This window comes from Brachybacterium sp. SYSU DS0246 (assembly GCF_059391765.1).
In genome coordinates this window covers 172,743-182,237 of record NZ_JBZXYT010000004.1, presented here as the reverse complement: position 1 = coordinate 182,237, position 9,495 = coordinate 172,743, and the positions used below count along the sequence as shown (strand labels likewise).

6 protein-coding genes are annotated in these 9,495 nt (G+C 71.1%); 2 read left to right on the top strand and 4 right to left on the bottom strand.

What is annotated here, in order from left to right; all coding sequences use genetic code 11:
• The 4 genes from AC5020_RS03570 to AC5020_RS03555 form a co-directional block, all read right to left on the bottom strand.
• A partial coding sequence (locus AC5020_RS03570; protein WP_464987246.1) for an MFS transporter occupies positions 1–860 on the bottom strand: 860 nt, incomplete at its 3' end.
• A gap of 171 nt (positions 861–1,031) precedes the next feature.
• On the bottom strand, positions 1,032–1,844 hold the full coding sequence (locus AC5020_RS03565) for a queuosine precursor transporter (protein ID WP_464987245.1): 813 nt from the start codon (positions 1,842–1,844) through the stop codon (positions 1,032–1,034).
• Positions 1,845–1,929: 85 nt separating this feature from the next.
• Positions 1,930–2,727 carry a GH25 family lysozyme gene (locus tag AC5020_RS03560; protein WP_377017062.1) on the bottom strand — a complete coding sequence of 266 codons (798 nt, stop codon included), beginning with the start codon at positions 2,725–2,727 and terminating at the stop codon, positions 1,930–1,932.
• Between the two features lie 139 nt (positions 2,728–2,866).
• The gene (locus tag AC5020_RS03555) at positions 2,867–3,568 is read right to left on the bottom strand and encodes a TetR/AcrR family transcriptional regulator (RefSeq protein WP_464987244.1); all 702 of its coding nucleotides are present in this window, start codon (positions 3,566–3,568) and stop codon (positions 2,867–2,869) included.
• A gap of 305 nt (positions 3,569–3,873) precedes the next feature.
• On the opposite strand from AC5020_RS03555, the gene AC5020_RS03550 reads away from it, so the two are divergent.
• A complete protein-coding gene (locus AC5020_RS03550; RefSeq protein ID WP_464987243.1) occupies positions 3,874–6,678 on the top strand; it encodes an MMPL family transporter in 2,805 nt (934 codons plus the stop codon).
• Positions 6,675–9,476, top strand: a complete 2,802-nt coding sequence (locus tag AC5020_RS03545; protein ID WP_464987242.1) for a YhgE/Pip domain-containing protein — start codon at positions 6,675–6,677, stop codon at positions 9,474–9,476. Before AC5020_RS03550 ends, AC5020_RS03545 begins: the two co-directional genes overlap by 4 nt.
• Positions 9,477–9,495: the final 19 nt, after the last annotated feature.

The following is a 9,495-nucleotide window of genomic DNA, read 5'->3' as shown; positions in this document are numbered from 1 at the left end:
AAGGCGTTGACCAGCATGTAGGCGACGAAGATCCGTCGGCCCAGCAGCGTGCGGCAGTTTCGCAGGAACGTATGGAATCCCCCGGAATGGCGGCGCGAGACCGGCAGCGATTCGGGAATCCGCACCAGCACACCGATCAGCGACAGCAGGGACATGCCCGCGATCACCAGGAAGATCTCGCGCCACTGACCGACGATCAGGATGAGGCCGCCCAGCAGCGGCGCGACGATCGGGGCGATGCCGCCGACGCCCTGCATGATGTTCATGGTGCGGAACAGCTCGGGGCCGTCGGTCATGTCGATCAGCACGGCGCGACCCAGCACCATCCCGAATCCCCCGCCGATGCCCTGGATGACGCGCAGCACCAGCAGCATCTCGGCGCTGGAGGCGAAGGCGCAGCCGAGCGAGGCGAGCAGGCACAGCACGATGCCCAGCAGCAGCGGAGCACGCCGGCCCAGACGGTCCGAGAGCGGACCGGCCACCACCTGGCCGCTGGCCGTGCCGAGGAAGAACGCGGTGATGGTCAGCTGCATCCGCGAGGCCGTGGTGCCGAGTTCGTCGGCGACCTCCGGAAAGGCCGGGATGTACATGTCGGTGGCCAGCGGGCCGATCGCGCTGAGAGTGGTCAGCACGACGATCACCATCACGGTGACCTTGTCCCGCGTGCGCTTCAGATCCGCTTCGCTGGGCAGATGCGCGATGTCGTGATCGGCCGGATCCTCCATCACCGGGATGGCACCGGTGATGGTCGGGATCGAGCCGGTGGTGGTCGTCGGGATCGAGCCGGTGGAGGTCAGGGGTTCATCGCGATGATCGTCACGGTCGTCATCGCGCCGGGGGTCGGGGGCGGCGGAAGCCACGGGGGTCCTTTCACGCTGAAGGGGTCGAGCCGCGCGGCCACGGAGAGACCGTGGAGGGGAGGCGGCGCGAGCCCTCCATGCTATGACCGGGCTGTACAGCGCTGGAAGAGGATTTCCCTGGGTGAGATCTCGGCACTCGGCCCGGGTCCCGACCCGGGGTCCTGGCTGGGATCAGACCGCAGGGCGGGCCGGGGCCGACGTCGCCGGAGCGATGCCGCCGGTTCCCTCCAGATCGGCGAGTCGCGCCTGGTAGGTGGGGTCGGTGCGCTTGAGCCAGCGGATCACTGCTGAGGTCACCGGGATCATGAGGTACTGGACGGCGACCTTGTAGACGAATCCCAGGATCGTGTACTCGGCCCACTGCTCGACGGTGGTGATGCCGATCGCTGCCGAGGCGATGGTGCAGAAGATGATGGTGTCGACCAGCTCTCCCAGGCCGCTCGAGGTGAACAGCCGGCCGATGAGGCCCCGCTCCCCCATGCGCCGCTTCATGCGGCTGACCACGAACGAGTTCAGGGACTGGCCGGCGAGGAACCCGGCGAGCCCGGCGAGGACCACGATCCAGACGGGGCCCAGGGCCAGTTCCAGGGCTTCCTGCTTGGCCTGGCCGTAGTCGTCGCCCAGGGGCGGCAGGGCGATGATCACCCAGTAGCTGAGGGAGGCGAGGATGCTGACGGAGAAGGAGGTGAGGACCGCGCGGCGGGCTGCGCGGGGGCCGTACAGCTCGGTGACGATGTCGCCGAGGACGTAGGCGAGGGGGAAGAGGAAGAAGCCGCCGTCGGTGATGATCTCGAAGCCGATGCCGGGGATGGTGCCGAAGCTGACCCCCTTGGCGGCGCCGATGCCGGAGAGGATCACCACGGTGACCATGGCGGCGAGGAGGATGTCGAAGTGGGAGCTGCCCCGGTCGGCGTAGACGGCGCCGGCCGGGCTTCCAGACGGGACGGGCGGGGTGGTCTGCGGAGTGCTGTCGGTGGTGTTCACCGAGGCAGAGTACACAGCCGGCCGGGTCGCAGCCACGTGACTGCGACCCGGCCGGAGCGGGACGCGGGGTGCGGTGTCGGAGTTCTCAGATACCGATCGCGTCGTAGTCGGAATCGCCGACGAAGCTCTCGAACTGCTCCTCGCTGCCGTGCCAGAGATTGGAGTCCCCGGCGAACGGTCCCGAGGAGGAGTACTGCCACATCTCCCAGGCCCACCAGCGGCCCGGCAGCACGGTGGGCGGATCCTCGCGATATGCCGCCAGGAACAGCGGCGAGTTCACGGGAGTCCAGTCCCCCACCACGTCGTTCCACCAGTTGAGGTTGGTGTACAGCACGGGACGGCGGCCCGTGTGCTCGAGGTACCGATTGGAGAAGCCCATGATCCACTCGCGCATCTCCTGCGCGGTATAGCCGTAGTTGCGCGGCAGGCCTGTGTACTCCTCGAGGTCGACGAGGCCGGGCAGGGTGCGCCCGTCGTCGCTCCAGCCTCCCCCGTTGTTGACGAAGAAGTCCACCTGCTCCTCGGGCCCTCCGGAATCGGGGCGGGCGAAGTGGTAGCCGCCGCGCACCAGGCCGGCATTGCCGGCCCCGAGGTACTGGTGGTTGAACGCCGGGCTGCGGTACGAGCGGCCCTCGGTGGCTTTGACGTAGGCGAAGCGGGAGCCGGCTGCGGCCTGGGCGGCCCAGTCGACCTCACCCTGCCAGCCGGAGACGTCCTGACCGTAGATACCGGCGGCGTTGGCAGCGGGTGCGAGCACAGCGGCGGTGCCGGCGCTGAGGGCGGCAGCACCCAGCACGCCACCGCGCAGGACGGAACGGCGGGAGGAGGCGGTGGCCGGTGGGCTCGCGGGAGGCGCGAGATGGCGGGGACGGTAGGGAGGCATGTCAGTCTCCTGGGGAAGCGGGGAAGCGCAGTGCGACGGATGCCACACCGGCTCCACCGTATGCAAGCGCGCAACCGGCGCGGCGACCTGCGCAACTACGGCGTGTCGTGGCGAAACGGACACGCCGGACGGTGTGTGGTCACCGCGATCCCGACTCTGTGTCGCTCTCCCCCGTCGTGCGGGGTTCGACGAAGGCGCGCAGGGTCCCCAGGATGGTGGTCGCGGCGAGCGAGGTGATGTCCCGCCCGTCCATCTGTTCGCGCACCATGAGATCGACGAACACGCCCACCAGCAGCTGGGCGAGATCCTCCGGCGGCAGCAGCGGGCGGTCCCCCGCCTCCTCGATGCGCGTGGTCAGCAGCTTGCCGATCTCGTCCCGCAGCCGCTCGCGCTGGACGGCGAGCTCGGCCCGCATGGTCGTATCCCGCAGCGATCGCGCGATGGCATCGGAGTACAGCAGGTACCACTGGCGCCCGAAGGGCCGGATCCCCTCGAAGACCGCGATCATCACCTCCGCGTCGTCGATCTCGGAGATGCTCTGGGGCTCCGCGGGGTCGGTGCGGGTCGAGACCAGGGCATTGGCGACCGCCGAGTTCGCGATGGCCAGCATCTCTTCGGTGACCGAGGCGAACAGCGCGGCGAAGACCTCCTCCTTGGTGGAGAAGTTGGAGTAGAACGCCCCTCGCGTGAAGCCGGCTGCGCGGACCAGGTCGTCCACGGTCGCGCCGTCGATGCCCTTCTCGACGAAGACGTCGAGCGAGGCGCGCACCAGCTTCGTGCGGGTGTTCTCCTTGCGCCGGGTGTCCGCGGACTCGGGCAGCGGGTCGAACAGTTCGGTCATGGGGTCCTCGGAACGTCGGGGAGGGATCGTGTGCAAGGCCTCACATTCGACGGTGGGGAGGAGGGCTCGCGTGACTCCAGAGTATCCCATCGATACACTCCTGTATCGAATGCAGGAATGTTCTGGATGCGGATCCGGGTCCCGTCGGCCCCCGTCGCTGCCCTGACCGGGCCGCACGCACCGACAGGCCGGTTCTCCCCTCGATGGACGGGGCCTCCCTGCGTTCGGGGCTGCAGCGCGTTCTGCGCCGCATCGCCCGCTGTTCTGCTGTCTCCGCTTCACCGCTGCGCCCCTTCGGAGGTCTCGTGTCCTCGTTCCTGTACCGCCTCGGCCGAACCATGGCCACCCTGCGATGGAGGATCGTCGCACTCTGGACCGTCCTGCTCGTCGGCGTCGGCGGGCTCGCCGTCGGGCTCGGCGGGACCTTCTCCAACGAGTTCGAGATCCCCGGCACCGAGGCCCAGAGCGGCATCGACAATCTCGCCAACCGCTTCCCCGAGATGGGCGGCGCCTCCGGCACCCTGGTGCTGCAGGCCGACGACGGCGGCACGGTCGATGAGCACCAGGACCAGATCGAGGACCTCATGGCCGAGATCGGGGAGGTCGAGGGCGTCGCCTCCTCCCCCTCCCCCTTCGACGACGTCTCCCCCGGCACCCGCTCCGACGATGACACCGCGATCCTCGCCCAGTTCCAGATGGACGGACAGATCGGCGAGTTCCCCGAGGAGTCCGTCGAGCAGATCGAGGACATCGCCGCCGAGGCCGACGCCGGCCCGCTCGAGGTCAGTCTGGGCGGACAGGTCCTCCAGGAGACCGGCGTCTCCTTCAGCATCGGCGAGGTCATCGGCATCATCGCCGCCCTGATCATCCTCGCGATCGTCTTCCGCGCGCTCGTGCCCGCCGTGATCCCGATCCTCACCGCGATCATGGGCGTGGGCACCTCCATGGCCGGCGTCATGGCGCTCTCGGCCGGGATCGACATGCCCTCGGTGACCACGTCCCTGGGCGCCATGCTGGGCCTGGCCGTGGGCATCGACTACGCGCTGTTCATCCTCTCCCGCCACCGCGACCAGCTGGGCCGAGGCGAGGACGTGCGCGAATCCATCGGCGAATCGCTGGCCACCTCCGGCAGCGCGGTCATCTTCGCGGGCCTGACCGTGATCATCGCCCTGGTGGGCCTGTTCGTCACCGGCATCCCGTTCCTGACCATCATGGGCGTCGCGGCCGCCGCGACCGTCGCCCTGTCGGTCGTGGTCGCCCTGACCCTCCTGCCCGCCATCATGGGCATCCTCGGGGAGCGGCTGCGCCCACGCCGGGCGCGCCGGCTGATGGCCGAGAACGGCGGCGTGATGCCCGACCAGGCCACCGGCGCCGCGGGATCGAGAGCGAACTCCGCCGGCCGCGTCAGCACCGCCTGGGTGCGTCTGGCCACGAAGGTGCCGGCCCTGACGATCCTGGTGGTCGTCCTCGGCCTCGGTGCCCTGGCCATCCCGATCAAGGACCTCCAGCTCGCCCTGCCCGACCAGGGCACGGATGCCGAGGGTTCCTCGACCCGCGAGACCTACGACCTGATCGCCTCGGAATTCGGCCCCGGCCACAACGGGCCCCTGCTGGTGACCGCGGACATCATCAACACCACCGACCCCCTCGGCGTCGTCGACGAGCTCGAGGCCGACATCTCATCCCTCGACGGGGTCCAGGAGATCCAGCTGGCCACCCCCAACCAGGGCGCCGACCTCGCCGTCATCGTCGTCATCCCCGAGGGTGGTCCCACCGCCCAGTCCACCAAGGACCTCGTCCACGAGATCCGCGCCGACGCCGGCTCCTGGGAGCAGGACCTGGGGATCTCCGAGGTCACCGTCACCGGCAACACCGCCGTCGGCATCGACGTCACCGAGAAGCTCACCGGAGCGCTGCTGCCCTTCGGAATCTTCGTCGTCGGCCTCTCCCTGATCCTGCTCGCCCTGGTCTTCCGCTCCGTATGGGTGCCGATCAAGGCATCCGTCGGCTACCTGCTCTCCGTCGGCGCCGCCTTCGGGGTCACGGCGATGGTCTTCGAGTACGGCTGGTTCAACGGGCCGCTGAACGTCTCGGTCAACGGCCCCGTCGTCGCCTTCATGCCGATCATGGTGATGGGTGTCCTCTTCGGGCTCGCCATGGACTACGAGATGTTCCTGGTCACCCGCATGCGCGAGGAGTTCGTCCACACCGGCGACGCCAAGGCGGCGATCGAGCGGGGCTTCACCGCCAGCGCCCCCGTGGTGATCGCCGCGGCGCTGATCATGGTCTCGGTGTTCGCCGGGTTCGTCACCTCCGGCGAGTTCATGCTCCAGCCCATCGCGGTGGGACTGGCCGCCGGCGTGCTGGTGGACGCCTTCGTGGTCCGCATGACCCTGGTCCCCGCCGTGCTCGCCCTGCTGGGCCGCCACGCCTGGTGGCTGCCCCGCTGGCTGGACCGGGCACTGCCCATGGTCGACGCTGAGGGCGAGGGCCTCAAGGCCGTCCTCGAGCACCGCCGCTGGACCGAGCAGCACGGAGTCCACGCCCTGCGTCTCGAGCGCACCGTCGCGCCCCTGCTCGGCGCCGAGGGCACGATCGGCCCGCTGACCGGTCAGGTCGCCCCCGGCACGCTGCTCGTGGTGCGCTCGGCCGACGACGCCGCCCGCGCCTCGTTCCTCTCGCTGGTCGCCGGCCGGCTCGAGCCCTCCTCCGGGATCCTCGCCGTCCACGACCGCCTCGCGCCCGACGACCTCGCCGCCATCCAGTCCCGCGTCCACTGGGTCCCCTCCGGGGCGGACGTCGCCGCACGGCTGCGGGAGGTCGACGGCCGCGGGGCCGGCCGCGCCCTGATCGTCATCGAACGGCTCGAGGACCTGGCCCACTCCGCCACCACCGCCGACGACACGCTGGTCGAACGCCTCGACGAGCTCCTGGCCCACGGGGCCACGATCGTCACCGGCTCCCGCTCCCCCGACCCCGTCGAGGCCGAGCACCATCTCGCGCGCACCCTGCGCGATCCGCGCCGCCTGCTCGCCCTCACCATCCAGCGCTCCAGCACCGCCGTTGCCGAAGGCTCCGCCGTCTCCGTTCCTGAAGGAGCACTCGTATGACCCGCCTGGCCCACCCCCGCACCCTGATCGTCGTGCTCGTGCTGCCCCTGCTCGTGGCCGGTCTGGGCCTGTGGGCGCTCAGCGGGCGCGTCGAGGCGCTCGAGACCGTGCCCGCCGCCGTCGTCAACCTCGACGAGGGCGCCGAGATCCAGGACGAGAACGGCGAGACCCAGCAGGTGCCGCTGGGACGGATGCTCGCCGGCGGCCTCACCCACCCCGAGACCGTCGAGGACCAGCAGACCCCGGAGACCACCGGCTTCGACTGGCAGCTGACCTCCCAGGACGACGCCGAACAGGGCCTCGAGGACGGCACCTACGCCGCCGTCGTCGTCATCCCCGAGGACTTCTCCGAGCGCCTGACCACGATCGGCACGCCGGAGTCCACCCAGGCGATCCTCGAGGTCACCACCAACGACGCCAGCGGACAGATCAACGCCATGATCGCCACCGCCGTGGCGGAGGCCTCGGCCTCCACCGTCGGCGGCCAGATGGCCGAGCAGTATCTCGACGGGCTCTACCTCGGGTTCAACGACATCAAGGACGGATTCGAGGACGCAGCCGACGGGTCCGACGACCTCGCCGAGGGCACCTCCGAGCTCGAGGACGGCACCCAGGATCTGGCCGACGGAGCCGGCGAGCTCTCCGACGGCGCCACCCAGGCCGCCGAGGGCACGCGAGAATTCTCCGGCGGCGTGTGGAGCCTGGCCGACGGCGCCGGCCAGACCGCGGACGGCACCCAGGACCTGGCCGACGGGCTGGACGAGCTGGCCACCGGCGCCGACGGGGCCGCGGACGGCACCGCGGACCTCGCCACCGGGCTGGACGATCTCGCCACCGGCGCCGAGGATCTTGCAGGCGGCGTCTCGGACCTGCAGGCCGGGATGAACGGCACCGACTCCGAGCCCGGCATCCTCGACGGGGCAGACGCGCTCGCCGCCGGCGTGGAGGGCGACGGCACCGCGGAGAACCCGGGCCTGGTCGAGGGCTCCGAGCAGCTCGCCACCGGCGTGGAGACCTTCGCCGACGGGGTCGAGGAAGCCGGAGCGGCCGTCTCCGGCGACGGCAGCGCGGAGAACCCGGGCCTGGTGCCGACCGCACAGAGCGTCGCCGACGGCGCCGAGGAGCTGGCCGACGGCGCGCAGCAGACCGCCGACGGCGCCACCGAGCTCGGCAGCGGCGCTCAGAGCGTCGCCGACGGCGCGGGCGAACTGGCCGCCGGGATCGAGGGTGAGGGCACCGAGCAGGACCCGGGCATGGTCCCGCTCGCCGAGCAGATGCTGGCCACCGCCGAGTCGATGCTGGCCGAGAACCCCGATGATCCGAACGCGCAGATTCTGAAAGCGCAGGCCGAGGGCATGCTCGGCTACGCCGAGGGCGTCGAGACGGGCCTGAACGGTGATGGCAGCGAGGAGAACCCGGGCCTGGTCGCAGGCACCGAGCAGGTGGCCGCCGGGCTGAACGGGGACGGCTCGGAGGAGAATCCCGGTCTCGCAGCGGGCGCTCAGCAGCTCGCCGCCGGCCTGAACGGCACCGAGGACCAGCCGGGCCTGGTCCAGGGCGCCCAGGGCGTGGTCACCTATGCCGAGGGCGTCGAGACCGCGTTCGAGGGCGACGGCACCCAGGACAACCCCGGCCTGACGGCCGCCGCGGACCAGCTCGCCACCGGCGCCCGCGCCTCCGCCGACGGGACCCCCGCTCTCGTCGACGGCGTCACCGGCCTGCAGGACGGGCTGCACGAGTACGCCGCCGGCGTCGACCAGCTCGCCGAGGGAGCCGACCAGCTCGCCACCGGTGCCCGCGCCAGCGCGGACGGCTCCGGAGAGCTGGCCGACGGGCTCGATGATCTGGCGGAAGGCACCCGCACGAGCGCGGACGGCGCCGATGAGCTCGCCGAGGGCACCGGCCAGCTGGCCGACGGCGCCACCGAGCTCGGCGAGGGCTCCGACCAGCTCGCCGACGGCAGTGAAGAGCTCGCCGACGGCACCAGCGACCTGGCAGATGGTTCCGAGGAGCTCGCCGATGGGACCGGAGAGCTCGCCGACGGCACCGACGAACTCGCGGACGGCCTCCACGAGGGCGCCGACGGGGTCCCCAGCTACAGCGAGTCCGAGCGGACCCGCATGAGCGAGATTGCCACGAACCCGGTCGCGACGGACGCCGAGCGCGAGAACGCGGCCGACGACGCCTCCACGGCCACGTTCCCCTTCGTCACGGCGCTCGCGCTGTGGCTGGGGGCGTTCGCGAGCTTCCTGCTGCTGCCGGCCCTGTCCCGGAAGCTGCTGGACCGGGCGGTGCCGATGGGCATGGTGGTGCTGCGCTCGCTGGCCCCCGCGGTGGTGATCGCCGTGGTCCAGACCGTCGCGGTCCTCGCCGTGCTCACGGCCGTGGGCGTCTCCCCCGTCTCCCCGCTGGCCGTGGGGGTGGTCGCCTTCGCCGGGGCGGTGATGTTCGCGGCCCTGCACCAGGCGCTGATGACGGTGCTGGGAGACCGGATCGGGCGGATCACCTCGATCGTGGTGATGGTGCTGCAGGTGGTGACGCTGGTGGGCATCGTCCCCGTGGCCAGCGCTCCCCCGCTGCTCGCCTCGGTCAGCTCCCTGATGCCGCTGCCGATCGTCACGCAGGGGCTGGTCCACGCCGCCCTGGGCGGGACGCTCGTGACGACCTCCGGCACGCTGCTGTCGATCTTCGCCTGGGCGCTGGTCTCCCTCGCCCTGACGTTCGTCGCCTCCCGGTCCGCGCGCCGCGCCGATCGCTCCGAGCGGGTCGCGATGGGGGCCGTGCCCTCCCCCGCGTGAGGCGATAGCGCCGGACGGT

Excerpts from the sequence above, each read along its gene's own strand:
- AC5020_RS03560 (WP_377017062.1), bottom strand. The coding sequence starts at position 2,727 with ATGCCTCCCTACCGTCCCCGCCATCTCGCGCCTCCCGCGAGCCCACCG.
- AC5020_RS03555 (WP_464987244.1), bottom strand. The coding sequence starts at position 3,568 with ATGACCGAACTGTTCGACCCGCTGCCCGAGTCCGCGGACACCCGGCGC.
- AC5020_RS03545 (WP_464987242.1), top strand. The coding sequence starts at position 6,675 with ATGACCCGCCTGGCCCACCCCCGCACCCTGATCGTCGTGCTCGTGCTG.